Raw genomic sequence first — 26,809 nt, 5'->3', positions numbered from 1 at the left:
AGGGTGGCGACGGTGGCCACCCTAAGTCGTTCACCGGTTCAGTGGCTATATAAAACACTGAACACCGGGTGAACGGAACAGTCTCACAACTCACAGAGATGTGACTAAGAGACAACGCCCGGAGAGGGGATCACCCTACCCCGCCTGTGCTAAACTCGGTCGCAATTGGACTTCTTAAATGAGTGTGTAATGAGACGAGAACTTGCGATTGAATTTTCCCGCGTAACCGAAGCCGCAGCGCTGGCAGGTTATAAATGGTTGGGCCGTGGTGATAAAAATACGGCTGATGGCGCAGCGGTTCACGCCATGCGTATCATGCTCAATCAGGTCAATATCGATGGCCAGATTGTGATCGGCGAAGGGGAAATCGACGAAGCGCCAATGCTCTACATTGGTGAAAAAGTCGGTACCGGCCAGGGCGATGCGGTAGATATCGCCGTTGACCCGATTGAAGGCACCCGCATGACCGCAATGGGCCAGGCCAACGCGCTAGCCGTTTTGGCAGTCGGCGATAAAGGCAGCTTCCTGAACGCGCCTGATATGTACATGGAAAAGTTGATTGTCGGCCCGGGAGCTAAAGGCATTATTGACCTCAATCTGCCGCTGGCGGAAAATCTCTATAACATCGCCGTTGCTCTCAATAAGCCACTGAGCGAACTCACCGTTACCATTCTTGCTAAACCTCGCCACGACGCCACCATTGCTGAGTTACAAAAACTCGGCGTGCGCGTGTTCGCTATTCCTGATGGCGATGTTGCCGCCTCCATTTTGACCTGCATGCCAGATAGCGAAGTCGACGTGATGTATGGCATCGGCGGCGCACCGGAAGGCGTGATTTCCGCCGCAGTTATTCGCGCGTTAGATGGCGATATGCAAGGCCGCCTGCTGGCTCGTCACCACGTGAAAGGCGACAGCGAAGAAAACCGTGTTATCGGTGAGAAAGAATTAGAACGTTGTAAGGCGATGGGCATTGAAGCGGGCGTGGTATTAAAACTCGACGATATGGCGCGTAACGACAACGTGATTTTCTCCGCAACCGGGATTACCAAAGGCGATTTGCTGGATGGGATCACGCGTAAAGGGAATATGGCGACCACCGAAACGCTGCTGATTCGCGGCAAATCTCGCACTATTCGCCGTATTCAGTCTATTCACTATCTCGACCGCAAAGACCCGGACGTGCAGACTCATATTCTGTAAGGCCGTCGTTTGTCTGATTGAGCTTTCCAGCTTTAACCGGCTGGAAATCTCGAGGTTTTCTGGTGAATATAGGGAAAAAGCATTAGGAGGATTTCATGGCAGAATGGGTCAAAGGTACTGTCGTTCGGGTTGAAAACTGGACCGACGCTCTGTTTAGTCTCACTGTTCATGCGCCCGTTGCCCCTTTCACCGCCGGGCAATTCACCAAACTTGGGATGGAAATTGATGGCGAACGCGTGCAGCGCGCCTATTCCTATGTCAACGCGCCGAGCGACCCTAATCTTGAGTTTTATCTGGTCACTGTGCCGGAAGGCAAACTCAGCCCACGCTTACACGCGTTGCAACCCGGCGACGAGATTTCACTGGTCAGCGAAGCGGCAGGGTTCTTTGTTCTGGACGAAATTCCTGATTGCCAGACGCTGTGGATGCTGGCGACAGGCACCGCATTAGGCCCGTATCTGTCTATTTTGCAGGAAGGCAAAGGACTAGAGCGTTTCGAAAATATCGTTTTGCTGCATGCCGTGCGTTTCGCGCAAGACTTGAGTTATTTGCCGTTGATGCAAAAACTCCAGCAGCAATACGAAGGGAAATTACGCATTCAGACAGTCGTGAGCCGTGAATCCCTGCCGGGTTCGTTAACCGGACGCGTACCTGCCTTAATCGAAAGTGGTGATCTGGAAGCGGCTGTTGGTTTACCGATGAATACGGAAACCAGCCATGTGATGTTGTGCGGAAACCCGCAGATGGTTCGTGATACTCAGCAATTACTGAAAGATACCCGGCAGATGACCAAACATTTGCGCCGCCGACCGGGCCATATGACTGCTGAACATTACTGGTAAGTTAGCGGTACTTCACTTCGCTGGTGTCTTTACCAAAACGGTTTTCACCCTGGGTGCCAACAAACGCGCCCAGGTCCATAATCACCATCACCAAAATTAGCGTTGGGATAAAACGCCCCAGGCCCCATTGTGCTAAGGTGCCGAATGTTTCCCAGTTTCCGGCAAGCAGCAGCCAGGCCGGAATAAACAGCAGCGCCCACCAGCCTTTCTTATTTCTGTCGTGCAGACGCTTCACAATGACCGCCGCCGTTGGAATCAACGAACCCGATAGAAAGAAACCCGCTGTGGAATAAGGCATAATTTCTGCGCCCGCGAGGGTGAAGAGAATGATCAGCGCGATGAGCCAAACGCCAATCCAAATCCAGAAGTCACGGCGTCCAATACGTCCGTTAAAAGAGAACAGCCATTGCTGTATGGTCATGGTAAGGTCCATTTTATTGTTTAGCGCCGTAGTGTACCCTGGCTATGCCGGGTTTTGACAAGCCAACGGAATGCCGATTTAATCGGGAAGTAGAATTCACAGGAGAATTTGTCAATGAGACATCTGTTTGCAGCCCTGGCTTTACTGATGCTACCCGCAGCGGTGGTTTGGGCCGATCCGCCTACAGATTCCGCTTCGACGCTACAAGCCGCTCCGTATTTACTGGCGGGCGCGCCAACGTTCGATATGAACATTACGCAGTTTCGGGAAAAATTCAGCACTGAAAACCCGAAGTTGCCGATAAGCGAATTCCGCGCAATCGACTCTAATGCCGATGAAGTTAACCTGATGCGCGCCGCCAGCAAGATTAACGAAAATCTCTATACATCGGCAGCGCTTGAGCGCGGCACGCTGAAGATAAAGTCTATCCAAATCACATGGCTACCGATTCAGGGGCCTGAGCAAAAAGCGGCTCGAGCCAAAGCGACAGAATATATGGCGGCGCTGATACGCACATTTACGCCATCCCTTTCAAAGCCGCAAAGCGTGGCAAAACTTAACAAATTGCTTAGCGATGGAAAGAACAAACGGTATTTCACTCAAACCGATGGCGCGATTCGCTATGTGGTGGCAGACAACGGCGAAAAGGGGCTTACCTTCGCTGTTGAACCGATTAAGCTAACGCTATCTGAAACGCTGAACAACGGCGAATAAATGACAAAAAGCAAAGCCTTTCCCTTGTTGAGTCTCTATACTGTTTCACAGACCATGCTGCCTGAACGGCAGCGATTCTTTTATTAGTTTGACCTTGTGGAGAATTAAGATGCGACATCCTTTGGTGATGGGTAACTGGAAACTGAACGGCAACAAGCACATGGTACACGAGCTGATTGCAGGCCTGCGTAAAGAACTGGCTGGCGTTGCTGGCTGTGGCGTTGCTATCGCTCCTCCTACTATGTATCTGGATCTGGCTAAACATGCCGCTTCTGGCAGCCACATCATTCTTGGTGCTCAGAACGTTGACCTGAACCTGTCTGGCGCATTTACCGGTGAAGTTTCTGCTGAGATGTTGAAAGATGTCGGTGCTAAATACATCATCATCGGTCACTCAGAGCGTCGTACTTACCACGCAGAGTCTGACGAATTGATCGCTAAGAAATTCGCCATTCTGAAAGAAGTTGGCCTGATCCCGGTTCTTTGCATCGGCGAAACCGAAGCAGAAAACGAAGCTGGCAAAACTGAAGAAGTTTGTGCACGTCAGATTGACGCGGTTCTGAAAACTCAGGGCGCTGCGGCATTCGAAGGCGCAGTCATCGCTTACGAACCAGTATGGGCAATCGGTACTGGCAAATCAGCAACTCCTGCTCAAGCTCAGGCTGTTCACAAATTCATTCGTGACCACATCGCTAAAGCTGATGCTAAAGTTGCTGAACAAGTGATCATCCAGTACGGCGGTTCCGTAAACGACAAAAACGCAGCGGAGCTGTTTGCTCAGCCAGACATCGATGGCGCGCTGGTTGGCGGTGCTTCTCTGAAAGCTGACGCATTTGCCGTTATCGTTAAAGCTGCTGCTGAAGCGAAACAAGCGTAAGTTTTCTCGCTTAGCAATATTAAGGCTCTGCTCCGGCAGGGCCTTTATTTTTTCAGCAATCCGCAGTCGTGATCTTGTATCTGTTCCGCAGACGCCAGGTTCAAACGCAGTAAATTCCGCTCTGTCGCCAAAACGACCCAATCCCCATCAGCCAGTTTCGCCATCGCCAGACTATAACGCCCCATATGTTCGCGAGCCTGAGGAACCTGGTTTGCCAGCATGATGAACGGGCTACGTTGAGAAAACTCATCCGCAGTGACTTTTCTGGCAATGTACGTGTTTCCCGCTAATGATTCCGGGAACACCTGCCATTGGTGGTTCAGGGTGTTTGTATAGCGATTTAACTGCCCGCGTACATCTTTCCGCAGACAAGAAATATGAATGTGCAGCTGGTTTTGAGTGCGGCCTGTCGTGGAGTTTATCGTGAGGGAAACCACATCATCAGGAATGTAAGAACCCAGACGTGCGCTCATCACATTACGCTGCTGCCAGGCTAGCCAGAAGAAGTTAGGGGTTTGCGCCTGCAAAAGCTCAGGGCTTTCCATGCCTTTCATTTTTGCGGTGGGCATCAACAGATATTGAAGCGGGCCATGAATATCTTTCAGGAGCACGAATCCCGAAGGCAAATCCACTTTGGCGCACGGCTCTGGGCTTTGGCTTTTTTGTTGATTGGGAACGCATTGCTGGCTGACGATACGCCAAAGCGCATCGGGGTGATGCAAATATTGCCGCAGGCTAAACCAGGCGATGACGACAACAATCAACAGGGAAATAGAGACAACTACCGTGCGTCGGTGCCGCAGCATTGAAACCTCAGGAACAAGAAGAGGGTTGCTCAGCGTAGCGCAAACGGCGGGAACTCAAAAGCAAAACGGCCCCAAACGGGGCCGTCTTTAAACTTAACGCTGACTAATCTGGTCGAAGGTTCCGCCATTCGAGAAGTGTTCTTTTTGCGCTTTTGTCCAGCCGCCAAACTCTTCATCAATAGTGTACAACTTCAGTTTCGGGAAGGAGTTTTCATATTTCTTCGCTACGTCCGCATTGCGTGGACGGTAATAATTCTTCGCTGCAATTTCCTGGCCTTCTGGTGAGTACAGGTACTTCAAATACGCTGCAGCGACTTCCTGAGTCCCTTTCTTGTCGACGACTTTATCGACCACAGATACGGTAGGTTCCGCCAGAATGGATTCGCTTGGGGTGACAATTTCAAACTTATCTTTGCCCAGTTCTTTGGTTGCCAGCAGCGCTTCGTTTTCCCAGGCAATCAGAACGTCACCGATATTGCGCTCAACGAAAGTATTGGTTGAACCACGTGCGCCGGAATCCAGCACTTCAACGTTCTTATATAGCGCTTTTACGAAATCCTGCGCTTTGGCCTGATCGTTGTTGTTGTGATGCAGAGCGTAACCCCAGGCTGCCAGATAGTTCCAGCGTGCGCCACCTGAGCTTTTCGGGTTTGGCGTGATAACCGAAACGCCCGGTTTAATCAGGTCATTCCAGTCATGAATTTGTTTTGGGTTGCCTTTGCGCACCAGGAACACGATGGTCGAGGTATAAGGCGCGGAGTTATCCGGCAGGCGTTTGATCCAGTTTTTGTCGATACGGCCACGCTCGGCAATGGCATCCACATCGTATGCCAACGCCAGAGTCACCACATCGGCTTCGATACCGTTGATAACAGACGTGGCTTGTTTACCAGACCCGCCATGAGACTGGCGAATAACCAAGTTGTCGCCAGTTTGTTGTTTCCAGTGAGCACTAAACGCCTTGTTATACTCGTCATAAAGTTCGCGAGTGGGATCGTAAGAGACGTTAAGTAACTGAATATCTTTCGCCAGTACGCTGGTTGATGCCAACAGTAATGTAAGTCCAACTCCCCACTTGTTCATCGTTCGCTCTCTTTAATCAGATTTGATAAAAGCAGCGTGCCAGAATTTGAACCATTCATTAAAGAATAAAAAAAGATTGGCTATAACTATTGAGCATATATCAGGCAGCAAAAAGCCGGGTTTCCCCGGCTTTCAATTTCACGATAAGTGAATTAGTACAGTTTCTTGGCGCAATCCAGCCAGTCACCTTTGAACGGACGCTTCATATTTTCGATAGCGTCGATGATGTCATGGTGAACCAGTTTCTCATTCTGAATGCCTACGCAACGACCGCCGTGGCCTTGCAGCAACAGTTCGATGGAGTAAGCGCCCATGCGGGAAGCCAAAATACGGTCGTAAGCAACTGGTGAACCACCGCGCTGAATGTGGCCCAGAACGGTCGCACGAGTTTCGCGCTTGGTTTCTGTTTCGATATATTGCGCCAGCTCGTCGATGTCACAGATGTGCTCGGTAATCGCCACGATTGCGTGCTTTTTACCTTTAGCGATACCCGCTTTGATTTCTTCAACCAGGTCTTCACGATTGAACTCAACTTCTGGCAGGACAACAAACTCACAGCCACCCGCAATTGACGCAGCTAAGGTCAGATCGCCACAGTAACGGCCCATCACTTCCACGATAGAAATACGCTGGTGGGAAGAAGAGGTGTCACGCAGACGGTCGATGGCTTCTACGACTGTTTCCAGTGCGGTGAAGAAACCGATGGTGTAATCAGTACCTTTGATGTCGTTATCAATGGTGCCTGGCAGGCCGATGCATGGGAAGCCCATTTCGGTCAGACGCATAGCACCCATGTAGGAACCATCGCCGCCGATAACAACCAGCGCATCAATACCGCGTTTTTTCAGATTCTCGATAGCCACTTCACGGATTTTTTCATCACGAAACTCCGGGAAACGAGCGGAACCCAGGAATGTACCGCCGCGGTTAATCATATCGGACACGCTATAACGGTCCAGATTCACCATGCGATCTTCGTACAAGCCGAGATAGCCATCATAAACACCTACGACTTCCAGACCTTCCGACAATGCTGCGCGCACCACACCACGAATCGCGGCGTTCATACCCGGCGCATCACCGCCACTCGTCAACACACCAATTTTTTTGATCATGACTACCTCTGAACTTTTGAATGCAAATTAATACTGTTGCCGGAAACGGCCTGCGGCATGCCGAGGCGTCGACTCTGCTACAAATAGTATAACAACCGCTTCTTGCTGAATTGATTCAGGTCAGGCCATATGCCGGTATTTTATCCAAAAAATTCCAGAAACGCCCGACTTTACAACGAAAAATTAGAGCTCAAAATGGCCTTGCTGCTGCGTCGGAACGACCGAGCAGGGGTCCTGGTGAATAATCACATCTGACCCAGGAAAACGACGCAAGAGAGCCTGTTCCACTTGTTCGGCAATAACATGCGCCTGAACGAGCGGCAAATTGTCTTCCATTTCGATATGAACTTGAATAAAGCGGGTCGGCCCTGACTGCCGCGTGCGTAGATCATGCGCGCCTTTGACTCCGGGCCAATTATTGATGATATCAATGATTGCCTGGCGTTCTTCATCGGGCAAAGCACGATCTAACAGTGACTGCACTGCTTCATAACCCATCCGCAGCGCGTTATATAAAATATAGACGCCGATCCCCAATGCAAATATCGAATCAGCACGGTGCCAGCCATACCAGGACAGCGCTAATGCAACCAGAATGGCTCCGTTCATCATAACATCAGACTGATAATGAAGCATATCTGCCCGAACAGCCTGACTTTGCGTCTTGCGCACGACCCAGCGTTGGAACGTCACAAGTATAAGCGTGCTGAATAATGCAATAACCGTAACAATAACGCCGATCAATGGCTGTTTCATCTGCGCTGGATCCGCTAAGTGCTGAATCCCGGTCAAAAACAGGAACAGTGCAGAACCAGAAATAAACATACTTTGTGCGAGTGCTGCCAGCGATTCCGCTTTGCCGTGCCCAAAAGTGTGTTCTTCATCCGCTGGTTGCAGCGAATAGCGCACAACCAAAAGGTTAGTTAGAGACGCGGCGATGTCCACCAGCGAATCAACCAATGCCGCCAGAATACTGACCGAACCGGTATACCACCAGGCGAAAATCTTGATCAAAAGTAACAACGATGCCATCACCGTCGCGGCAATTGCAGCGCGGCTGACCAGCTTCCCATATTGTTGATTCATAGGGGCTCCAGCGAATGATTGCTGGCTAGTATAGCGGATTCATCCGAACCTTCAGGCAAAAAAAACCCGCCTGTTAAGGCGGGGAAGACAGGGATGGTGTCTATGGCAAGGAAAACAGGGTTTGTTACTGGTTACTACGCTTACTGCTACTACTCAGTGCCTGCAACGAAGACATCTGTTGCAGATCCGCCAGTTCACGAAATTGATTCATGCGCTGTTGGTGTTTGTCATTCAAAACGGCCTGCTGTTCAGGACTTAACAAGCGGTACATTTGATTGCGTACTTTCGCCATTTCAACCTGGCGAGCCACTTGTTCTTGTGCCATTTTTTCAGCCTGGGCACGCACTGCCGTTTCGTCAAAATTCTCTGCGGTGACCAGATTATGCATGGTCTCCATTTCGCTTACATTCACGGGTGGGCTATCATGCCGTGCCCGTTGCATTAGATCGCGCATTTGTTGGCGCTGTTGTTCGGTCAGGTTTATGCCTTCGAACATATGGCTCTGAAGGTTATTTCGCTTCACCGAGCCTTCACCGCCCTGGTACCAGTTATCGCTAGCCGGTAACTCTCTGGCATGACTTGCCAGGGTAATCAGAGTCAATGTAGAGGCCATGACGGCAGCGGTAACATTGCGCATCACTTGCTCCTGAAATCATCTGTGCTGCGATTCAACGAGATTCAGTCTACGATTCCCGCTGCAAACTAGCGTCAGGGGGTGTAAAACAACGTAAAGTCATAGATTAGCGCGCCTTGATGACGTAATTTCTGCCTCGGAGGTAATTTAACAATGAATAAAATTCTGCTAGTTGATGATGACCGAGAGCTTACTTCCCTGTTAAAGGAACTGCTCGACATGGAAGGTTTTAACGTAATTGTTGCCCACGATGGCGAACAAGCGTTGGAGCTTCTTGATGACACCATTGACCTTTTATTGCTCGACGTGATGATGCCAAAGAAAAATGGCATTGATACTTTGAAAGAGTTGCGCCAGTCACACCAGACTCCAGTCATTATGCTGACGGCTCGAGGAAGTGAGCTGGATCGCGTTCTCGGCCTCGAACTGGGTGCAGATGACTATCTGCCTAAACCGTTTAACGATCGTGAACTGGTGGCCCGTATACGCGCTATTTTACGTCGTTCACATTGGAGCGAACAGCAACAAAACAGCGACAGTGGCTCGCCAACCGTGGAAGTTGACGGTTTAAGTCTGAATCCTGGTCGCCAGGAAGCAAGCTTTGACGGGCAAGCGCTGGATTTAACCGGTACTGAATTTACATTGCTTTATTTGCTGGCCCAGCATTTGGGACAGGTGGTTTCACGCGAACATTTAAGCCAGGAAGTTCTGGGTAAACGCCTGACACCTTTCGACCGCGCAATCGACATGCATATTTCCAATTTGCGTCGTAAATTGCCGGATCGCAAAGACGGTCATCCGTGGTTTAAAACATTACGTGGCCGCGGCTACCTGATGGTGTCTGCTTCATGATAAGTAGCCTTACCGCGCGTATTTTTGCCATCTTCTGGTTGACGCTGGCGTTAGTGCTGATGCTAGTGCTGATGCTGCCGAAACTGGATTCGCGTCAAATGACCGAGTTGATGGAGAATGAGCAACGTCAAGGCATCATGATTGAACAGCATGTCGAAGCGGAACTTGAAAACGATCCACCGAACGACCTGATGTGGTGGCGTCGCTTGTTCCGGGCCATTGATAAATGGGCACCGCCGGGGCAGCGTTTGTTACTCGTGACCAGCGAAGGGCGAGTGATTGGCGCCCAGCGCAATGAAATGCAGATCATTCGTAACTTTATCGGCCAGTCCGATAACTCCGATCATCCGCAAAAGAAAAAGTATGGCCGCGTAGAATTAGTGGGGCCGTTTTCGGTTCGTGATGGCGAAGATAATTACCAGCTCTATCTGATCCGCCCTGCAAGTAATTCCCAATCTGATTTTATTAACCTGCTGTTTGATAGACCTTTACTGTTACTCATTGTCACGATGTTGGTCAGTTCGCCGCTGCTGTTATGGCTGGCGTGGAGCCTGGCGAAACCGGCACGTAAGTTGAAAAACGCGGCGGATGAAGTGGCTCGGGGGAATTTGCGTCAACATCCTGAACTTGAATCCGGGCCGCAAGAATTTCTCGCCGCCGGAGCCAGTTTTAACCAGATGATTACCGCGCTGGAAAGGATGATGACAAGCCAACAAAGGTTGTTGTCTGATATTTCCCATGAACTGCGTACCCCGTTAACCCGTTTGCAATTAGGCACAGCTTTGTTGCGCCGCAAAACGGGTGAAAGCAAGGAGCTGGAGCGCATCGAAACAGAAGCTCAGCGTCTTGATGGCATGATCAACGACTTGTTAGTGATGTCCCGTAACCAGCAGAAAAACGCGCTGGCGAGCGAGACGATGAAAGCCAATCAAATCTGGTCCGAAGTGCTGGATAACGCCGCCTTTGAAGCCGAGCAGATGGGCAAATCGCTGGAAGTAACTTATCCGCCTGGCCCGTGGTTGATGTACGGTAACCCTAACGCGCTGGAAAGCGCGTTAGAGAACATCGTCCGCAACGCATTACGGTACTCACATACCAAAATCGCTGTTAACTTCTCCGTTGATAATCAAGGGATTACTGTCACGGTGGATGATGATGGCCCAGGCGTCAGCCCGGAAGATCGTGAACAAATATTCCGTCCGTTCTATCGCACAGACGAAGCGCGCGATCGCGAATCTGGCGGTACGGGTTTGGGATTAGCGATTGTGGAAACGGCCGTTCAGCAGCATCGCGGTTGGGTGAAAGCTGACGACAGTCCATTAGGCGGGCTGCGGTTGGTGCTTTGGCTGCCGCTCTATCATCGTTAATGTTTCATCTTAAAGAACAGGCCCTTCGGGGCCTGTTTTCCTTCCGGCAATAAATTGATATTCTGCGCGCCTTGTCTTATGGGGGCCGTATGCTGAATATCGTGTTGTTTGAACCTGAAATCCCACCGAATACCGGGAATATCATTCGCTTGTGCGCCAACACCGGTTTCCGGTTGCATATCATTGAGCCGACTGGCTTTGGCTGGGATGATAAACGCCTGCGCCGCGCCGGGCTGGATTACCACGAATTCGCCGCCGTAAACCGCCATAAAGACTACGACGCATTTCTGGAAGCTGAAAACCCGCAACGCCTGTTTGCTTTAACCACTAAAGGCACGCCTGCACATAGCGCAGTGAGTTATCAGGATGGGGATTATTTGGTGTTTGGCCCGGAAACTCGCGGCCTACCGGCAACGATTCTGGATGCTTTACCTGCCGAGCAGAAAATCCGTATTCCGATGATGCCAGACAGTCGCAGCATGAATTTATCGAACGCGGTATCGGTGGTAGTTTATGAAGCGTGGCGCCAGTTGGGTTATCCCGGCGCCGTTCTGAGAAGCTAGATTCCGTCGCCGTACTCGAAGCCGTTGTTGGCTCCGTTGAAGTGCTGATCCATATCGATGGCAGGCATATCGCTTTCAGGCTTGCCAACAATTCGCGCAGGAACGCCAGCCGCCGTGGTATGAGGCGGCACGGGTTGTAACACGACAGATCCTGCGCCAATTTTCGCCCCGCGCCCTATCTCAATATTGCCGAGGATTTTCGCCCCGGCACCAATCATCACGCCTTCACGAATTTTCGGATGGCGGTCACCGCTGGTTTTACCCGTACCGCCCAACGTGACTGACTGTAAAATCGACACGTCGTTTTCGACGATTGCCGTTTCACCGATCACAATGCCGGTGGCGTGATCGAGCATGATCCCACAGCCAATTTTCGCGGCTGGGTGGATATCCACCTGAAATGACACTGACACCTGATTTTGCAGGAATATCGCCAACGCGCGGCGGCCTTCCTTCCACAGCCAATGGCCGATGCGGTAGGACTGCAACGCATGAAAACCTTTCAGATATAACAGCGGCGTTGAATATTTATCGACTGCCGGGTCACGGGTGCGCACGGCCTGAATGTCACAGGCAGCGGAGGCAATCATTTGAGGTTCTGCCGCATAGGCTTCTTCGACAACTTCACGAATCGCAATGGCGGGCATAATCGGGGAGGCGAGCTTGTTGGCGAGCATGTAGCTCAGCGCACTGCCTAAATTTTCATGCTTGAGGAGAGTTGCGTGATAAAAACTGGCCAACATCGGTTCACAATCGGCAAGCGCTCGCGCTTCGGCTTTAATGTTGTTCCACACCAGATCCAGTTCTTCAGACGACATTGCTCTCTCCAGACAGAAAAACAGCGCCCGGCACAAAGCACCGGAACGCTTCAGTTATTGCGGTTGTGTTGTTCCATCAAGTCGTAGCTATTTTTTTAGCCTGAGTTCCGTTCATCCTTGCGCGTTCGACCCAGCAACGTCAATGCTGCCTCGCGAGCGTTTTTTCCGCAATACAATACCTGATAAATTTCCTCGGTTATTGGCATTTCGACGCCTACACGCGCCGCCAACTCCCGAACTTCTTTGGTGTTGCGATAACCTTCAACCACCTGGCCGATTTTCTGCTGCGCCGAATCTACGTCCGCACCCTGCCCCAGCGCCATGCCGAAACGACGGTTACGTGATTGGTTATCGGTACATGTCAGCACCAGGTCACCCAGGCCAGCCATTCCCATAAAGGTTTCCGGGTCGGCACCTAAAGCACTACCAAGACGTGTCATTTCCGCAAGGCCACGAGTGATCAACGCCGTTCGAGCGTTGGCACCAAAGCCAATCCCGTCGGACATCCCCGCGCCAATCGCAATCACGTTTTTCACCGCGCCGCCTAACTGCACGCCAATGAAATCCGGGTTGCTGTAGACACGGAAGCTTTTGCCGCAGTGCAGCAATTGCTGGAGATCTTGAGCGAAGGTTTCGTCCGTTGCCGCCAGTGCGATTGCCGTAGGCAAACCCGCAGCCAGCTCTTTGGCAAAGGTTGGGCCGGAAATCACCGCTAATGGGATTTCGTCGCCTAATGCTTCACGCGCAACGTCTTGCAACAGACGCCCGGTTTCAGCTTCCAGACCTTTTGTCGCCCAGACGATTCGAGCATCTTTGCGCATCAGCGGCTTGATTTGACGCAGCACTTCACCGAAAACGTGGCTCGGCACAACAACCAGAATATTGCGACTGGCAGCCAATGCTTTCGCTAAATCGCTTTCCAGGTGGAGAGTATCTGGAAACGGAACGTCAGGAAGAAATGCGGCATTACAGCGATCGGCCTGTAATACAGCAAGGTGTTTAGGGTCATGGCCCCACAGTACAACGTGGTGGCCATTCCGTGCCAGGGTGATGGCAAGAGCGGTGCCGTACGAGCCGGCACCGATCACAGTCATTGAAGCATTAAGGCTGTTCATCAGGCATCCTGATGGTTTTCAGTACCTTCGCCTTCGCCAGTTTGCTGCTGCAGATAGCTCATGAACAGCGCATCGAAGTTAACCGGTGCAAGGTTCAGCTGCGGGAAAGTACCACGAGAAACCAGGCTAGTGATTGCTTCGCGTGCATAAGGGAACAGAATGTTCGGGCAGTAAGCACCCAGGCAATGTGCCATCTGCGGACCTTCGATCCCACCGATGGAGAAGATACCCGCCTGCTGAACTTCACACAGGAATGCAGTGTCTTCGCCCAGTGTTGCGGTCACAGTTACACGCAACACCACTTCATAAACGTCGTCTGCCAGTTGGCTTGAAGCAGTATCAAGATCCAGTTTAACTTCTGGCTGCCAGTCTTTCTGGAAGACGTGCGGCGCGTTTGGTGCTTCAAAAGAGATATCTTTGGTATAGACACGCTGAATCTGGAAAGCCATTTCTGTGTTGTTTTGTTCTGACATTGTTAAACCCTTAAAAAATTAATACGTCCTTAAACGGCAGTATGCGACAAAGGAACTGCACTAGCGCAGTAGGGAATCGAGTCCACCACGAGCATCAAGTGCATACAAGTCATCGCAACCACCAATGTGCTGTGCGTCAATAAAAATCTGCGGCACTGTGGTGCGACCACTGCGTTTAATCATCTCTTCACGCTTGACGGCATCGCCATCAATCGCTAATTCCTGAAACGTGACACCTTTGCTTTTCAGCAGGTCTTTTGCACGATGGCAAAACGGACAGGTTGCTTTAGTGTAGATTTCATTATTCGCCATGGTCTTCCCCAGTGTGCGTCTGAATTATTTACCGCGAACCAGTGGCAGGTTTTCCCCGCTCCAGCCAGCAATTCCTTCTTTCAGCAAAGTCACTTGCTCGAAACCAGCTTTGATCAGCAGCGCTGCTGATTCTTGAGAAGAAATACCATTGCCACAAACCACGATAACCGGCTGTGCTTTGTGTTTTTCCAGCTCACCGAAGTTGCCACTTTTAATATCAGCAGGCAAAACATTCAATGAGTTAGCAATATGACCCTTGCGGAAATCATCACGCGAACGCACGTCTACGATAACGGCATCTTCTTTGTTGATTAGGCGTGTGGCTTCACCACGGGTGATGACCTTAACTTTAGAGGTCAAACCTTTAAAGGTCATGAAAAGTACGGCGGCCAGTAAGCCAACCCACGCCAGACTAAGTATGGGATGACGACTAATGAATTGCATAATTTCTTGCATGGAGGGGTGTAACTCCCGACTAAGTAATATGAAAAAACCAGGTGAGGAGTATACATTTGCGTTGTGGCAAATACAGCCAGTCTGCGCCAGGTAATGTGGATTCTGCGGCCTGTTACGAAAAAAATTACCTTAACGACGTAAAACCGATCACAATCCAGCCTCTTTCTTTGATCTTCTGCGGCTATTTACCCCGTGGCCTGTAGTAAAATTACGCAAATTTTGTCTTTGACTTAGAGGTTGTCGCAATGTCAGTTACTAAAAAACCTATGGTTCTGGTGATTCTGGATGGCTATGGTCACCGCGAAGAGCAGCAGGATAACGCTATTCTGAATGCTAAAACCCCGGTTATGGATAGCCTGTGGGCCCAGCGTCCACACACTTTGATCAACGCATCCGGTCTGGAAGTCGGTCTGCCAGACGGCCAAATGGGTAACTCCGAAGTTGGCCACGTAAACCTCGGCGCAGGCCGCATTGTTTACCAGGATCTGACTCGCCTGGATGTTGAAATTAAAGAACGTACTTTCTTTGCAAACCCAACGCTGACTGCGGCTGTAGATAAAGCCGTTGCCGCTGGTAAAGCCGTTCACATCATGGGTCTGGCATCAGCCGGTGGCGTTCACAGCCACGAAGAACATATTCTGGCGATGATTGAACTGGCCGCAGAACGTGGCGCAGAAGCCATCTACCTGCACGCCTTCCTCGATGGCCGTGATACTCCGCCACGCAGCGCAGAATCTTCACTGAAGAAATTCGCAGACAAATTCGCCGCGCTGGGCAAAGGCCGCGTTGCCTCCCTGATTGGCCGTTACTACGCTATGGACCGCGATAACCGCTGGGATCGCGTTGAACTGGCTTATGACCTGCTGACTCAAGCAAAAGGTGAATTCCAGGCAGAAACGGCTGTTGCAGGTCTGGAAGCGGCTTACGCTCGCGACGAGAACGATGAGTTCGTTAAACCAACCGTGATTCGCGCAGAAGGCGAAGCAGATGCAGCAATGAACGACGGCGATGCGCTGATCTTCATGAACTTCCGCGCTGACCGTGCACGCCAAATCACTCGCACTTTCGTTAACGCTGACTTCGATGGTTTCGCTCGTAAGAAAGTGGTTAACTTCGGCGATTTCGTGATGCTGACCGAATACGCAGCAGACATCAAAGCCGCTTGTGCTTACCCACCCGCTTCACTGACCAACACCTTTGGTGAGTGGATGGCGAAGCACGATAAAACTCAGTTGCGCATCTCCGAAACTGAAAAATATGCTCACGTCACTTTCTTCTACAACGGCGGTGTTGAAGAGCCGTTTGCGGGCGAAGACCGCATTCTGATTAACTCACCGAAAGTTGCGACTTATGACATGCAACCGGAAATGAGCTCCGCAGAATTGACCGAAAAACTGCTGGCAGCGATCAATAGCGGCAAGTACGACACCATCATTTGTAACTATCCAAATGGCGATATGGTCGGTCATACCGGTGTTTACGAAGCGGCGATTGCAGCAATCGAAGCGCTGGACCAGTGTATTGCTCAGGTTGTTTCCGCAGTTGAAAGCGTGGGTGGGCAATTGCTGATCACCGCTGACCACGGTAACGCAGAGCAGATGGCTGACCCGGCAACTGGCCAGGCGCACACCGCGCACACCAGCCTGCCAGTACCATTGATTTACGTCGGTGAACGTAGCGTGAAAGCGGTTGAAGGCGGCAAGCTTTCTGATATCGCTCCAACTATGTTGAACCTGATGGGTATGGAAATCCCTCAAGAGATGACTGGCAAGCCGCTGTTCATCGTGGAATAATCCCTCCCCATGAGGGGAAAGGCGATTTTTTCAATAACATGGGCCGTCAGGCCGATGATTTACGCCAGCGTGTTAAGCGCTGGCGTATTGCTATGCCCCATGATCGGTCATGCCGACGATCGCGCTGATTTGAAATCTATCCAACAGGATATTGCCAATAAAGAACGTGCGGTACGTCAGCAACAGCAACAACGATCAACCCTACTAGCGCAACTCCAGGCGCAGGAAAAAGCGATTGCCGAAGCCAGCCGCAAGCTGCGCGATACGCAAAACACGCTTGCCGACCTCAACCGCCAAATCGACACCATGAATGCTTCCCTCGCGAAACTGCAAAAACAGCAGGCCTCGCAGGAACGCAATCTGGCCGCACAACTCGATGCATCATTTCGTCAAGGCCAACACACCGGTATTCAGCTGATTTTAAGCGGTGAAGAAAGCCAGCGTGGGCAACGTTTGCAGGCCTATTTTGGTTATCTGAACGCGGCGCGTCAGGAAACCATCGAAAACCTGAAGCAAACCAAAGCGGAAGTTGACGAGCAAAAAGCCAGTCTGGAGTCTAAGCAAACCGAACAACAGACGCTGCTCTACGAACAGCAAGCTCAACAAACCAAGCTTGAAAGTGCGCGTAATGAACGTAAAAAAACGCTTTCCACTCTCGAGTCTTCTTTGCAGCAGGATCAGCAAAAGCTGGGCGAAATGCGCCAGAACCAGTCGCGCTTGCAGGGGCAAATTGCCCGTGCGGAAGCCGCAGCTAAGGCTCGCGCAGAAAAAGAAGCTCGCGAAGCTGAACAGGTTCGCAATCGCCAAAAAGAAGCGTCCAGTAAAGGCAGCACCTACAAACCAACCGAAAGTGAACGCTCATTGATTTCACGCACGGGTGGCCTCGGCGCGCCACGCGGGCAAGCATTCTGGCCAGTGCGCGGGTCAATCCTGCATCGCTATGGCGAACAGTTGCAAGGTGAGCTACGTTGGAAGGGGATTGTTATCGCCGCCGGTGAAGGCACTGAAGTTAAGGCCATTGCTGATGGACGCGTCATTCTTGCCGACTGGTTACAAGGTTACGGTCTTGTCGTCGTGGTGGAACACGGCAAGGGCGATATGAGTTTGTACGGTTACAACCAAAGCGCTTTAGTTAATGTGGGTACACAAGTTCGCGCCGGCCAGGCGATTGCACTGGTAGGCAACAGTGGTGGTCAGGGCCGCCCGTCACTCTATTTTGAAATCCGTCGCCAGGGCCAGGCCGTCAATCCACAACCGTGGTTGGGAAGATAAGTTTTGCTTCAAATCCGTCGTGTGTTTTTTTCTTTCGTCAGCACACTCATGCTGACAACTCCCGTTTACGCCGGAAAACTGGCAATAGTGATAGATGACTTCGGTTATCGCCCTGCGCAAGAAAACAAAGTTATCGCCCTGCCAGCAAACATTTCCGTAGCAGTTTTACCCAACGCCCCTCACGCCCGTGAAATGGCCACTAAAGCGCATAATGCCGGCCATGAAGTCTTGATTCATTTGCCGATGGCACCTTTAAGTAAACAGCCGTTGGAAAAAGACACGCTGCGCCCGGATATGAGCAGCGGTGAAATTGAACGCATCATCCGTGAAGCCGTCAATGACGTCCCGTATGCCGTGGGACTTAATAACCACATGGGTAGCGCGATGACATCGAGCCTGTTTGGCATGCAAAAGGTTATGCAGGCGCTGGGGCAATATAACCTCTATTTCCTCGACAGCATGACGATTGGCAACAGCCAGTCAATGCGGGCGGCAGCGGGAACTAACGTTAAGGTTATCAAACGCAAAGTCTTCCTGGACGATACGCAAAACGAAGCCGATATCCGCTTCCAGTTTAATCGTGCCGTCGATTTGGCGCGCCGAAATGGCTCCGCGATTGCCATCGGCCACCCACATCCAGCAACCGTACGCGTGCTTCAGCAAATGGTTTATAACCTACCTGCGGATATTACTCTGGTGCGCCCAAGCAGTTTGCTCAACGAGCCGCAGGTTGATACTTCTCGACCTAATAACACCCAACCGACGATACCTGGAAAACCGGCTGAACAGCCGCGTAATCCATTCAAGGGGGTGAATTTGTGCAAGCCGAAACAACCTTTGCAGCCGGTCTATGCAACCACGTTCTTCACGGTGTTAAGTGAAAGCATCAGCCAAAGCCAGCTGTTGAAATACATGCAGCATCAGTGGCAAGGCTGGGGAAATACAAAGCCGACTAATCAGTCCTGATGTTGGGAGCGCGCAGAGGAAGTATTTTCTTTGCGCGCTTGTCTCTTTGATTCAGCGTGCCAATACCATGCTTTGAAATATTTCAGAAAGCTATAAAAAGTGGCATACAACCCGGTGACTAGCCCTACCCTTCCTTTTCTCCAGGCACCGCTAAATAAATACCATTTGAAAAATGCGCCGATGGCACTAACCACTCCTCTCAGCAATGAAGGTTTGATTTTTTTATTTAAAACCAGCCGGGTTGTGTAGCTATTTAATTTATTGAACACTTCATGAATGTTGTAAAAAGTATCATGTCGTACAAATCCAGGAATTACGGATGAATAACTGTATCCCACAGCCTGATCGTCTACCGGGCGATCGTTAAATTTTGTCTGTTTTCGGTTATATAAACGCACAGGGAAATCCGGTGAAGATATCGGGTAGATTGTTCGCACTTGCTCTCCCAGCACAAACCAGTAGCGTGATAAACGCCACGCCTGCTCTCGCCTTGGTTCTTCTCCCTCTTTTAGCTTAAGGATAAACGCTGTCGTTTGTTCATCAAGAATTTCATCGCTATCCATACACAACACCCAGTCATAACTCGCAAGACTGGTAGCATGATTCATCTGCTGACTGTGCGTTTTAAATGGATGATATATTGGCTCAATACCATAACCACGAGAAATATTAATTGTGTCATCGATACTTCCCGAGTCCATTATAATAATTTCATCTGCGATTTTTATTAATGGATCTAATACATCAGGAAGCAGACGTGCAGAGTTATAAGTCAGCAAACAAACTGATAATTTAAACATTCTTGTTATGCCATCAAAAATCCAATTATATCAATCAATAATAATTGGCGAGATAGATTCGAAGTCCAGATTCGAATCTTTATAACATAAATATCCCTTCTAAAAGACTCATCAACAGCGGCATAAATTTCTCTTGCTGGACAATGGCAAAGATTGGGGAGGCGCTACCAGAGGCATGTTGGAACTGCTCAAACGTATTTCTGGCTGCGGGACCTCTTGATGTGGCGGTTGTTCAACAATGTCATATTGAGCCAGTGATGAGTCAGACGATTACAAGAGTTGTGAACCGCATCGGTGATAAAATCACTGCCGTCTCTCATGGCGTAGAAAGTGTACTGATTAACCGTGGTGTTAAGCAATCTCTCTGCACGACCATTCCCAGTGCTATTGAAATGGCTCCTCGATTGCTCAACGAACCGCAGATTGGTACTTCTCGACCCAATGACACGCAACCGACGATGCCAGTTGTTGAAATAGATGCAGCATCAGTGGCAAGGTTGGGGTAAAAATAGCCAATCGTGAATACTGACTGAATAGCATTCATGATAGACAATGCTTATACTGTCTCTAAATTTTATCGTCAGAGATAGCAGAAACATTATGAAGGTAATTAATTATCTTAGAAAACTTAATAGAAAAAGAAATCATAAAACACATGAGCTGAAAAGAAGGGTAAAGCTTTATTCTGTCGCAAAAAAGATTGAAGATAAAAGGAATCAGCAATTGGATGCCAAGGATGTTAAAAAAATCCTTTTCCCTTTTGTTGATTTAGGCATTGGTGATGCCGTTTGTCATACAGGGATTTGGGCTAAGTTAAAAGATGCTGGTTATACTATTCAAATCATTGCAGAAGAAAATAAAAGGCATTTCTTCGAGAAATTAAGTTGCATCGATGAGCTACATATTGTAGACATGAATAATATACAAGCATTGGAGAAAATAAACACCGATCTTGTTATTAGCATTTATTCCTGGATGAAAAGAAAGGAAACATTTAACACTCTGTTACTTTCAAAAATAAACTATAAATATGCAATTAGTTTTGGTGGCTGGCTTACCAAGCCTTATAATATTACCATCCCATTACAAAAAGATTTTCATATCACTGATCCTCAAAAGAAAATTTTAGAGCTATTAGGTATTAACGCAAATAAATTCAGATATATGCTTCCAGAACTTAGTGAGCATGATAGCTTTATCGATGATTACTTACGACCGGTCAATAGCGAAGAAAAAATTGTTGTTATCAATCCGTTTGCTAGTGTTGATGAACGTAGTTTGACTCTAGAGCAACTCGATAAGTTAGTGGAAAACCTTTCAAAGACCCCAAACATTAAGATATTTATCATTGGGGAGAAATTGAAAATACAGAAAATTAAAATTAATAATAAAAATGTCTCTATCTGTCTTTTTGACTCTTTGTGGCACGCAGTGTCTCTGATTAAAAAAGCAGATCTTACTATCTCCGTTGATACAGCAATAGTGCATATTTCATCAGCCTTACAAACAAAACTTATTGGGATATATTATACAGTGTTTTTAGATCACAATGAGACGCTTAAAGGCAATATAATATTTTCTCCACATGGAGAAAATCATAAACAGATTATTTTTGACAAGAGAAAGTATGCTATCGATATTGATGCCATATCTGAGGCTGCTATCTCATATTTGGATGAGCCCCTAAGTGCATAGTCTCAAAAAGTAATATCGCATCGAAAGATGAGATATTTACCTGCATGTTTTTTAGACAGCCACCCACTCTGTGGAGCACTTCAAAGCTAAATCGGGGCCAGAAATTTGGCCCCGATTGTCATATTAATCCCAGCTCAGAATCACTTTACCGGATTGACCAGAACGCATGGCATCAAAGCCTTTTTGGAAATCATCGATACCAAAACGGTGCGTGATAATCGGTGACAGATCCAAACCGGACTGAATCAATGCCGCCATTTTGTACCAGGTCTCGAACATCTCACGTCCATAAATCCCTTTGATGAACAAGCCTTTAAAGATGACTTTCGTCCAGTCGATGGACATATCAGAAGGTGGAATACCCAGCATCGCTATACGGCCACCGTGGTTCATGGTGTCGAGCATGGTACGGAACGCCGGTGGAGCACCGGACATTTCCAGGCCGACATCAAACCCTTCGGTCATGCCTAACTCTTTCATCACGTCGGTCAGGTTTTCTTTACTGACGTTAACCGCGCGGGTCACACCCATTTCACGAGCCAGCTCAAGTCGATATTCATTCACATCGGTGATAACAACGTTACGTGCGCCGACGTGTTTAGCCACAGCCGCCGCCATAATGCCAATCGGGCCGGCACCAGAAACCAAAACATCTTCACCGACCAGGTCGAAAGACAGCGCGGTATGAACAGCGTTGCCGAACGGGTCGAAGATAGACGCCAGATCGTCAGAAATGTTGTCAGGGATTTTGAAAGCATTGAAGGCTGGCAGCACCAGATATTCTGCAAAACAGCCTTCGCGGTTCACGCCTACGCCAGTCGTGTTGCGGCATAAGTGAGTACGACCCGCGCGGCAGTTTCGGCAATGGCCGCAGGTAATATGGCCTTCACCGGAAACACGATCGCCAATTTTGAAACCTTTTACTTCCTGGCCGATGCCGACGACTTCACCGACATATTCGTGACCAACAACCATTGGAACCGGGATGGTCTTTTGTGACCATTCATCCCAGTTATAAATATGCACGTCGGTGCCGCAAATCGCGGTTTTACGGATTTTGATCAGCAGATCGTTATGACCCATTTCCGGCTTGGGTGCATCCGTCATCCAGATGCCTTCTTCCGCTTTCAGTTTCGCTAATGCTTTCATGGCCGCTCCCTTAGGCGATAACGCCCAGCTGTTTACCGATACGCGTAAACGCGTCAATCGCACGTTCAATTTGTTCAGTCGAATGAGCCGCAGACATCTGAGTACGGATGCGCGCCTGACCTTTTGGAACCACCGGATAGAAGAATCCAGTGACGTAAATACCTTCTTTTTGCAATTCGCGAGCAAAGTTCTGCGCCACGGTCGCTTCGCCCAACATTACCGGGATGATGGCATGATCAGCACCGGCCAGAGTAAAGCCAGCGGCGGACATTTTCTCGCGGAACAGGCTTGCGTTGGCCCACAGGCGGTCGCGCATTTCAGCACCTGTTTCCAGCATTTCCAGAACTTTGATGGAGGCAGAAACAATAGCTGGAGCCAAAGAGTTAGAGAAAAGATATGGGCGAGAACGCTGACGTAGCCACTCGATCACTTCTTTACGCCCAGCGGTATAACCACCAGAAGCACCACCCAGCGCTTTACCTAATGTGCCGGTGATAATGTCGACACGATCCATCACATTGCAGTATTCATGCGTACCGCGACCGTTTTCACCCACGAAACCTACCGCATGGGAATCATCGACCATGACCAGTGCGTCATATTCATCAGCCAAATCACAAACACCATTCAGGTTCGCAATCACGCCGTCCATCGAGAACACACCGTCCGTTGCGATCATGATGTGGCGAGCACCCGCTTCACGCGCTTCTTTCAGGCGAGCTTCAAGTTCTTGCATGTCGTTGTTAGCGTAGCGATAACGCTTCGCTTTGCACAGGCGCACGCCATCAATAATAGATGCGTGGTTCAGCGCATCGGAAATAATGGCATCTTCCGGGCCAAGCAGCGTTTCAAACAGGCCGCCGTTAGCGTCGAAGCAAGAAGAATAAAGAATTGAATCTTCCATCCCGAGGAAACTGGCCAGTTTACCTTCCAGCTCTTTGTGGCTGTCCTGGGTTCCACAAATGAAACGCACAGAAGCCATCCCAAAACCGTGTTTATCCATGCCCTGTTTTGCGGCATTGATAAGCTCCGGGTGATTAGCGAGACCGAGATAGTTATTGGCGCAGAAGTTAATGACATGGCTGCCATCAGCAACGGTGATATCTGCTTGTTGAGCAGAAGTAATGATACGTTCTTCTTTAAACAACCCTTCCGCTCGTGCGGTTTCAAGTTGGGTTGTTAACTGTTGGTAAAAATCTCCGCGCATTGCGATTCTCCAGGCATGGCTAATTTCGGCACATATTACCCAAACCTATACCAGGACACGAGATGACGCTTCAATGAAATTGATTTTTGCAGCATAAATCACGAGGCTGAGAAACTTCCTCTGATTAGGCGGGTCAATGAATGTGATGGTATGATAAGAGCCATTAGCGCGTGAGGTATCGTGCCTTACGGCCCTCTTTTGTTTAAGGTTTCGCTCATGATTATTGTCACCGGCGGTGCTGGCCTTATCGGCAGCAACATCATTAAGTCACTGAATGATCTCGGCCATACAGATATTCTGGTGGTAGACAACCTGAAGGATGGCACCAAGTTCGCCAACCTCGTCGATTTGAATATTGCCGACTATATGGATAAAGAAGACTTCTTAATCCAGATTATGGCCGACGAAGAATTCGGCAATATCGAAGCCATCTTCCACGAAGGTGCGTGCTCTTCCACTACCGAGTGGGACGGCAAATACATGATGGATAACAACTATCAGTACTCCAAAGAAGTTCTGCATTACTGCCTGGAGCACGAAATCCCATTCCTGTATGCCTCTTCAGCGGCAACCTACGGCGGTCGCAACAGCGACTTCATCGAATCGCGTGAATATGAGCAGCCGCTAAACGTTTATGGTTACTCCAAATTCCTGTTCGACGAATACGTGCGTCAAATCCTTCCAGAAGCAAACTCCCAGATTACGGGCTTCCGTTACTTCAACGTATATGGACCGCGCGAAGGCCACAAAGGCAGCATGGCGAGCGTGGCATTCCATCTGAATACGCAGTTGAACAACGGTGAGAATCCAAAACTGTTTGAAGGCAGCGACAGCTTTAAACGCGATTTCATCTACGTCGGTGATGTTGCCGCAGTGAATTTGTGGTTCTGGCAAAACGGCGTTTCCGGTATTTATAACTGCGGTACGGGTCGTGCGGAATCTTTCCAGGCCATTGCCGATGCAGCGCTGGCGTACCACAAAAAAGGCAGCATTGAGTACATTCCATTCCCGGAAAAACTCAAAGGCCGCTATCAAGAATTTACTCAGGCCGATTTGACCAGGCTGCGTGCCGCAGGTTACGACAAGCCATTTAAAACTGTTGCCGAAGGCGTGACAGAATATATGGCCTGGCTGAACCGTGACGCATAAGCAGGTCGCCTGACACATGAAAATACTGGTGATTGGCCCGTCATGGGTGGGCGACATGATGATGTCGCAAAGTCTCTATCGCACGCTCAAGGCGCGCTATCCCCAGGCAATCATTGATGTGATGGCACCGGCCTGGTGCCGTCCATTATTATCACGTATGCCGGAAGTTAACGAAGCGCTGGCAATGCCGCTTGGACATGGTGCGCTTGAAATCAGCGAACGCCGCCGTCTTGGACATGCCTTGCGTGAAAAGCGTTACGACCAGGCCTATGTGCTGCCAAATTCGTTTAAGTCCGCACTCGTTCCTTTCTTTGCCAATATTCCACAACGCACCGGCTGGCGCGGCGAAATGCGCTATGGCGTGCTCAATGATGCTCGCGTTCTGGATAAGCAAGCCTGGCCTTTAATGGTCGAACGCTACATTGCTTTGGCTTACGACAAGGGGCGTATGCAGTCGGCAAAAGATCTTCCACAACCGTTACTTTGGCCACAGCTACAGGTTAGCGATGGGGAAAAAGTACAGGCGTGTAAGGCCTTTAGTCTGGACGCACAGCGCCCGATGATTGGTTTCTGCCCAGGCGCTGAATTCGGCCCAGCAAAACGCTGGCCGCATTATCACTACGCGACACTTGCCGGCAAACTCATCGATGATGGTTATCAGGTTGTTTTGTTCGGCTCTGCAAAAGACAAAGAAGCCGGGAATGACATTGTCGCTGCGTTAACCACTCAACAGCAGGCTTATTGCCGCAATCTGGCGGGAGACACTGAACTTGAACAAGCCGTCATTTTGCTTGCTGCTTGTCAGGCTGTGGTGACTAACGATTCCGGTTTAATGCATGTTGCCGCCGCACTTAACCGCCCATTGGTTGCATTGTATGGCCCAAGCAGCCCGGACTTTACGCCACCATTGTCACATAAGGCGCGCGTGATTCGCCTGATCACTGGCTATCACAAGGTGCGTAAAGGGGATGCTGCGGAAGGTTATCATCAGAGCTTGATTGATATTACGCCTGAGCGCGTGATTGAAGAGCTCACTGCGTTGTTACAGGCTGAAAAGGATGCGTAATGCGGGTATTGATCGTTAAAACATCATCCATGGGTGATGTCCTGCATACGCTGCCGGCCTTGACGGATGCAATGCATGCCATTCCCGGCATCCGCTTTGATTGGGTGGTTGAAGAAGGTTTCGCGCAAATCCCATCCTGGCATCCCGCTGTGAATAAAGTGCTTCCGGTTGCGATTCGCCGCTGGCGTAAAAACTGGTTCTCCGCTCCGGTAAAAGCTGAACGCGAAGCATTTTATAAGACATTACGTGTCGAGCAATATGACGCGGTTATTGATGCTCAGGGACTGATCAAAAGTGCTGCATTAGTGACGCGAAAAGCGCGGGGAATTAAGCATGGCATGGACTGGAGTTCCGCGCGTGAGCCTCTGGCGAGCCTTTTTTATAATAAACGCCATCACATTGCGAAGCAGCAACATGCGGTAGAACGGACTCGAGAGCTATTCGCGAAAAGCCTTAATTATCAGAATCCTGAAAAGCAGGGAGATTACGCCATTGCAGGCCATTTCCCTACCAACAGCGAATCAGGCGCAGAGGAGTATGTCGTTTTCCTTCATGCGACAACTCGCGATGAAAAACACTGGCCGGAATCACACTGGCGAGATCTTATTCAATTAATGCATAAAACAGGCTTACGTATTAAACTCCCGTGGGGTGCAAATCATGAGCACGAACGGGCAATTCGCCTGTCTGAAGGATTTGATAATGTTGAAGTGCTGCCGCGTTTGACACTTGAACAAGTCGCCAGAGAACTTGCAGGCGCCAAAGCTATCGTCTCAGTTGATACGGGCTTAAGCCATTTAACTGCTGCACTCGCTCGGCCAAACATAACATTGTATGGTCCTACCGATCCGGGGTTGATTGGTGGCTACGGTAAAAATCAGCACGAAATTAGAGGCGCAGGAAAAAGCATGGCTAACATTACCGCTGCAGAAACATTTAACATACTCCAGAAAATTAGCCACTTAGCAGTAGACTAAC

29 protein-coding genes are annotated in these 26,809 nt (G+C 49.6%); 15 read left to right on the top strand and 14 right to left on the bottom strand.

The genetic code is table 11. From position 1 onward, the window contains the following. Positions 1-189: 189 nt before the first annotated feature. Together glpX and fpr are read left to right on the top strand one after the other, a co-directional pair. Positions 190-1,200, top strand: coding sequence for a class II fructose-bisphosphatase (glpX, locus tag D6029_RS08735; protein ID WP_120064399.1), 1,011 nt, complete (start codon positions 190-192; stop codon positions 1,198-1,200). 95 nt (positions 1,201-1,295) lie between these two features. Then, complete coding sequence (fpr, locus tag D6029_RS08730; protein ID WP_120064398.1) at positions 1,296-2,042, top strand: ferredoxin--NADP(+) reductase; 747 nt, start codon at positions 1,296-1,298, stop codon at positions 2,040-2,042. 1 nt (position 2,043) lies between these two features. Here the strand turns inward: fpr and D6029_RS08725 are convergent, their stop codons facing one another. After that, entirely contained in the window at positions 2,044-2,463 is a 420-nt protein-coding gene (locus D6029_RS08725; protein ID WP_034500043.1) for a DUF805 domain-containing protein, read from the bottom strand. Between the two features lie 147 nt (positions 2,464-2,610). On the opposite strand from D6029_RS08725, the gene D6029_RS08720 reads away from it, so the two are divergent. Then, positions 2,611-3,177, top strand: a complete 567-nt coding sequence (locus tag D6029_RS08720) for a DUF1454 family protein (protein ID WP_418230254.1) — start codon at positions 2,611-2,613, stop codon at positions 3,175-3,177. Positions 3,178-3,286: 109 nt separating this feature from the next. Further along, complete coding sequence (gene tpiA / locus D6029_RS08715) at positions 3,287-4,054, top strand: triose-phosphate isomerase (protein WP_120064396.1); 768 nt, start codon at positions 3,287-3,289, stop codon at positions 4,052-4,054. Between the two features lie 44 nt (positions 4,055-4,098). Here tpiA and D6029_RS08710 read toward each other — a convergent pair whose 3' ends face one another. From D6029_RS08710 to cpxP, 5 genes are all read right to left on the bottom strand, one after another. Beyond that, a complete protein-coding gene (locus tag D6029_RS08710) occupies positions 4,099-4,860 on the bottom strand; it encodes a CDP-diacylglycerol diphosphatase (RefSeq protein ID WP_120064395.1) in 762 nt (253 codons plus the stop codon). Between the two features lie 93 nt (positions 4,861-4,953). Then, the gene (locus tag D6029_RS08705; RefSeq protein WP_120064394.1) at positions 4,954-5,943 is read right to left on the bottom strand and encodes a sulfate ABC transporter substrate-binding protein; all 990 of its coding nucleotides are present in this window, start codon (positions 5,941-5,943) and stop codon (positions 4,954-4,956) included. A 152-nt stretch (positions 5,944-6,095) separates the two neighbouring features. Next, positions 6,096-7,058, bottom strand: a complete 963-nt coding sequence (pfkA, locus tag D6029_RS08700) for a 6-phosphofructokinase (RefSeq protein WP_120064393.1) — start codon at positions 7,056-7,058, stop codon at positions 6,096-6,098. A gap of 183 nt (positions 7,059-7,241) precedes the next feature. Then, on the bottom strand, positions 7,242-8,144 hold the full coding sequence (fieF, locus tag D6029_RS08695) for a CDF family cation-efflux transporter FieF (RefSeq protein WP_120064392.1): 903 nt from the start codon (positions 8,142-8,144) through the stop codon (positions 7,242-7,244). Positions 8,145-8,268: 124 nt separating this feature from the next. Then, a complete protein-coding gene (gene cpxP, locus D6029_RS08690) occupies positions 8,269-8,781 on the bottom strand; it encodes a cell-envelope stress modulator CpxP (protein ID WP_120064391.1) in 513 nt (170 codons plus the stop codon). A 150-nt stretch (positions 8,782-8,931) separates the two neighbouring features. Between cpxP and cpxR the strand changes: the two genes are divergently transcribed. From cpxR to trmL, 3 genes are all read left to right on the top strand, one after another. Further along, positions 8,932-9,630: an envelope stress response regulator transcription factor CpxR gene (cpxR, locus tag D6029_RS08685; RefSeq protein ID WP_034461436.1), complete on the top strand. Its 699-nt coding sequence runs from the start codon at positions 8,932-8,934 to the stop codon at positions 9,628-9,630. Further along, the gene (cpxA, locus tag D6029_RS08680; protein ID WP_120064390.1) at positions 9,627-10,997 is read left to right on the top strand and encodes an envelope stress sensor histidine kinase CpxA; all 1,371 of its coding nucleotides are present in this window, start codon (positions 9,627-9,629) and stop codon (positions 10,995-10,997) included. The genes cpxR and cpxA overlap by 4 nt, the downstream gene beginning before the upstream one ends. A gap of 89 nt (positions 10,998-11,086) precedes the next feature. Continuing rightward, positions 11,087-11,560: a tRNA (uridine(34)/cytosine(34)/5-carboxymethylaminomethyluridine(34)-2'-O)-methyltransferase TrmL gene (gene trmL / locus D6029_RS08675; RefSeq protein WP_120064389.1), complete on the top strand. Its 474-nt coding sequence runs from the start codon at positions 11,087-11,089 to the stop codon at positions 11,558-11,560. On the opposite strand, the gene cysE is transcribed toward trmL, so the two are convergent. The 5 genes from cysE to D6029_RS08650 form a co-directional block, all read right to left on the bottom strand. Beyond that, positions 11,557-12,378, bottom strand: coding sequence for a serine O-acetyltransferase (gene cysE, locus D6029_RS08670; protein ID WP_034500031.1), 822 nt, complete (start codon positions 12,376-12,378; stop codon positions 11,557-11,559). The genes trmL and cysE overlap by 4 nt on opposite strands. Positions 12,379-12,473: 95 nt before the next feature. Continuing rightward, positions 12,474-13,493 carry an NAD(P)H-dependent glycerol-3-phosphate dehydrogenase gene (gene gpsA / locus D6029_RS08665; protein ID WP_120064388.1) on the bottom strand — a complete coding sequence of 340 codons (1,020 nt, stop codon included), beginning with the start codon at positions 13,491-13,493 and terminating at the stop codon, positions 12,474-12,476. After that, positions 13,493-13,966: a protein-export chaperone SecB gene (gene secB / locus D6029_RS08660; RefSeq protein ID WP_120064387.1), complete on the bottom strand. Its 474-nt coding sequence runs from the start codon at positions 13,964-13,966 to the stop codon at positions 13,493-13,495. The genes gpsA and secB overlap by 1 nt, the downstream gene beginning before the upstream one ends. Before the next feature lie 60 nt (positions 13,967-14,026). Next, positions 14,027-14,278, bottom strand: coding sequence for a glutaredoxin 3 (gene grxC, locus D6029_RS08655; protein WP_120064386.1), 252 nt, complete (start codon positions 14,276-14,278; stop codon positions 14,027-14,029). 24 nt (positions 14,279-14,302) lie between these two features. After that, positions 14,303-14,734 carry a rhodanese-like domain-containing protein gene (locus D6029_RS08650; RefSeq protein WP_120064385.1) on the bottom strand — a complete coding sequence of 144 codons (432 nt, stop codon included), beginning with the start codon at positions 14,732-14,734 and terminating at the stop codon, positions 14,303-14,305. Between the two features lie 245 nt (positions 14,735-14,979). Between D6029_RS08650 and gpmM the strand changes: the two genes are divergently transcribed. The 3 genes from gpmM to D6029_RS08635 are packed head-to-tail and all read left to right on the top strand — an operon-like array spanning position 14,980 to position 18,765. After that, a complete protein-coding gene (gene gpmM, locus D6029_RS08645) occupies positions 14,980-16,527 on the top strand; it encodes a 2,3-bisphosphoglycerate-independent phosphoglycerate mutase (protein WP_120064384.1) in 1,548 nt (515 codons plus the stop codon). A gap of 9 nt (positions 16,528-16,536) precedes the next feature. Further along, positions 16,537-17,799 carry a murein hydrolase activator EnvC gene (gene envC, locus D6029_RS08640; protein ID WP_120064383.1) on the top strand — a complete coding sequence of 421 codons (1,263 nt, stop codon included), beginning with the start codon at positions 16,537-16,539 and terminating at the stop codon, positions 17,797-17,799. Positions 17,800-17,847: 48 nt separating this feature from the next. Beyond that, complete coding sequence (locus tag D6029_RS08635) at positions 17,848-18,765, top strand: divergent polysaccharide deacetylase family protein (protein ID WP_120064382.1); 918 nt, start codon at positions 17,848-17,850, stop codon at positions 18,763-18,765. On the opposite strand, the gene D6029_RS08630 is transcribed toward D6029_RS08635, so the two are convergent. Next, on the bottom strand, positions 18,756-19,565 hold the full coding sequence (locus D6029_RS08630) for a glycosyltransferase family 2 protein (protein ID WP_120064381.1): 810 nt from the start codon (positions 19,563-19,565) through the stop codon (positions 18,756-18,758). The two genes, D6029_RS08635 and D6029_RS08630, sit on opposite strands and share 10 nt — an antisense overlap. A gap of 257 nt (positions 19,566-19,822) precedes the next feature. Between D6029_RS08630 and D6029_RS08625 the strand changes: the two genes are divergently transcribed. Next, on the top strand, positions 19,823-20,071 hold the full coding sequence (locus tag D6029_RS08625; protein ID WP_147365226.1) for a hypothetical protein: 249 nt from the start codon (positions 19,823-19,825) through the stop codon (positions 20,069-20,071). A gap of 94 nt (positions 20,072-20,165) precedes the next feature. Next, the gene (locus D6029_RS08620) at positions 20,166-21,260 is read left to right on the top strand and encodes a glycosyltransferase family 9 protein (RefSeq protein ID WP_244212391.1); all 1,095 of its coding nucleotides are present in this window, start codon (positions 20,166-20,168) and stop codon (positions 21,258-21,260) included. Positions 21,261-21,383: 123 nt separating this feature from the next. Here the strand turns inward: D6029_RS08620 and tdh are convergent, their stop codons facing one another. Together tdh and kbl are read right to left on the bottom strand one after the other, a co-directional pair. Next, the gene (gene tdh, locus D6029_RS08615; RefSeq protein WP_120064379.1) at positions 21,384-22,409 is read right to left on the bottom strand and encodes an L-threonine 3-dehydrogenase; all 1,026 of its coding nucleotides are present in this window, start codon (positions 22,407-22,409) and stop codon (positions 21,384-21,386) included. 10 nt (positions 22,410-22,419) lie between these two features. Beyond that, positions 22,420-23,616: a glycine C-acetyltransferase gene (gene kbl / locus D6029_RS08610; protein ID WP_120064378.1), complete on the bottom strand. Its 1,197-nt coding sequence runs from the start codon at positions 23,614-23,616 to the stop codon at positions 22,420-22,422. A 216-nt stretch (positions 23,617-23,832) separates the two neighbouring features. Between kbl and rfaD the strand changes: the two genes are divergently transcribed. Genes rfaD through rfaC form a run of 3 tightly spaced genes read left to right on the top strand, consistent with a single transcriptional unit; the run spans position 23,833 to position 26,808 of the window. Further along, positions 23,833-24,765 carry an ADP-glyceromanno-heptose 6-epimerase gene (gene rfaD / locus D6029_RS08605; RefSeq protein ID WP_120064377.1) on the top strand — a complete coding sequence of 311 codons (933 nt, stop codon included), beginning with the start codon at positions 23,833-23,835 and terminating at the stop codon, positions 24,763-24,765. A gap of 16 nt (positions 24,766-24,781) precedes the next feature. Next, complete coding sequence (gene rfaF, locus D6029_RS08600; protein WP_120064376.1) at positions 24,782-25,831, top strand: ADP-heptose--LPS heptosyltransferase RfaF; 1,050 nt, start codon at positions 24,782-24,784, stop codon at positions 25,829-25,831. Continuing rightward, complete coding sequence (gene rfaC / locus D6029_RS08595; RefSeq protein ID WP_120064375.1) at positions 25,831-26,808, top strand: lipopolysaccharide heptosyltransferase RfaC; 978 nt, start codon at positions 25,831-25,833, stop codon at positions 26,806-26,808. The genes rfaF and rfaC overlap by 1 nt, the downstream gene beginning before the upstream one ends. Position 26,809 lies beyond the last annotated feature (1 nt).

Origin of the sequence: Buttiauxella izardii, assembly GCF_003601925.1 — a bacterium.
Taxonomy (GTDB): domain Bacteria; phylum Pseudomonadota; class Gammaproteobacteria; order Enterobacterales; family Enterobacteriaceae; genus Buttiauxella; species Buttiauxella izardii.
This window is presented reverse-complemented; position numbering and strand designations above follow the sequence as displayed.